Raw genomic sequence first — 1,745 nt, forward strand, 5'->3', positions numbered from 1 at the left:
TGAAGAACATCAGGCCAAGAAAAACCAACAATTCCAGAAGAAAACCCTGTTGGAATGATGGTTGCGTTGTTTGTAATCGGCGCATTCATCCCTCGGACGTTCTTGCGAACGGCCGGGGTTTTCTGCGCTGAATCATTATAATCAATATGTATACAAATATGGCTCACCATTTCTTAAAATGTGCCATGCGCGATTTGGCTGCGTATGCTCCATATAATAAGCAAACAATAAAGGATTTTCTTCATTGCCGCACATCATATCATAATGCGTTGGAATAACAGTTGTACAATCAATCTCTTTTGCAAAAAGAGCCGCCTCCTGAGGTGTCATATTACCAATAATATCACGTGACTCTCTAACCCAATCTCTGCCATTGATTGGCAAAAAAGCAAGATGAATAGGACCTGCCTTGCAAACATCTGTAACAAGACGGTCTGTTGCAACTGCATCTCCGCAATGAAGAATCGTAGTATCTCCCATATAAAAAACATAGCCAAGTGCTTTTTCATTACCATTTGCATCAGCACGATACACATCATGTGGAACTGCTACCGCAGTCACTGAAATATTTTGAAATAATTCCAGCTGCTGTCCTTGCCGGATTCCCGTCACACGATCAGCAAATGATGCAATACATTCTTGAATTTCATCTAAAATCCCTGTCGGAACAAAAAACTTTACATTTGGATGAGAAGCCGCTAGTTTGCATATAGTGTCTGGCTGAAAATGATCCAGATGATTATGTGTACAAAATACAGCATCCACAGAAAAATTAGCATCTGCTGAAAATGGTGGTTCAAAATGTGTGCGACAAACACCATCCTTTCCATAAATTGGCTCCAAAACTGGATCAATCAAAATAATTTTTCCATTATATTTCAGAAAAACACCGCATTGTCCAATTCTCCAGACTGCAACAGAATGACTTGTAGTCTCCTGCTCGCTCAGGGAATAAATAAGCGCATTTCCCCTATAAAACCAATTTTGATCCATATAAAAACCCTCCCAATATATTTTCAAGCAAATTATAAAAAGCACCCGCATAAACTGCCGCAGCAGCTGCGAGTGCTAATACACCTGCTATACGTTTTCCAGTTTTTCTTATTTGTACTAGAAATAGTATAGCACTAATTATATCTATTGTCATCCTATTTTCTATATACTAGTTTCTATTGTGATATTTTACATTCTATTTGCACAATACTTTCACGACTAATACAGCAAGCGTTACTAAAACTTTTTTCATTTTTTTACTTCTTAATCTTAATCATTCTTGCATTTAAACTTTCGATAAAGCCATCCTGGATTTCTGAAATCATATTTGTCATCGCTTCTGGCTTCATCGTTTTCAACATATCCCACATGCCAATGCCAGGCTTAATATCAAAATTAGTTGCCAGCTTGAGTGCTTTTGACGTAATTTCCAAAGCTTCTTCATTTTTAGAAATTTCTTCCATAGTGTCGCGTACACTATAAAAGTCATCTGTGAATTCCATTGGTGCCTTCAAATCAAGACTTCCCATCTGCTTAAACCAATTGGCAACGCCTTCCTGACGCTCATTAAACTCCGGAAGTGTATAGCTGTCTGGTTCTTTTTCAACCTTTTCCAGCGTAATGCTATCCTTCACCTTATCATCTCATATATTTCCCCTAAAAATTTCGCTCACTCTGACTTAACCCAGCGGCAAGCCACTGGGGTTCCATTGACGGAGTTCTAGTGTCTGCGTACATCGCAAGGACTTTGG

At 38.7% G+C, this 1,745-nt stretch carries 2 protein-coding genes; both read right to left on the reverse strand.

The genetic code is table 11. From position 1 onward, the window contains the following. Positions 1 to 141 precede the first annotated feature (141 nt). Positions 142 to 993, reverse strand: a complete 852-nt coding sequence (locus tag LKD48_RS16360) for an MBL fold metallo-hydrolase (RefSeq protein ID WP_308732649.1) — start codon at positions 991 to 993, stop codon at positions 142 to 144. Between the two features lie 257 nt (positions 994 to 1,250). Beyond that, positions 1,251 to 1,628, reverse strand: a complete 378-nt coding sequence (locus LKD48_RS16365; protein WP_308732650.1) for a hypothetical protein — start codon at positions 1,626 to 1,628, stop codon at positions 1,251 to 1,253. Positions 1,629 to 1,745 lie beyond the last annotated feature (117 nt).

The sequence above is a fragment of the Anthropogastromicrobium aceti genome (assembly GCF_020687335.1).
Lineage (GTDB): Bacteria > Bacillota > Clostridia > Lachnospirales > Lachnospiraceae > Anthropogastromicrobium > Anthropogastromicrobium aceti.

What these genes read in the sequence shown, in the direction of transcription:
- LKD48_RS16360 (WP_308732649.1), bottom strand. Translation starts at nt 993, where the DNA reads ATGGATCAAAATTGGTTTTATAGGGGAAATGCGCTTATTTATTCCCTG.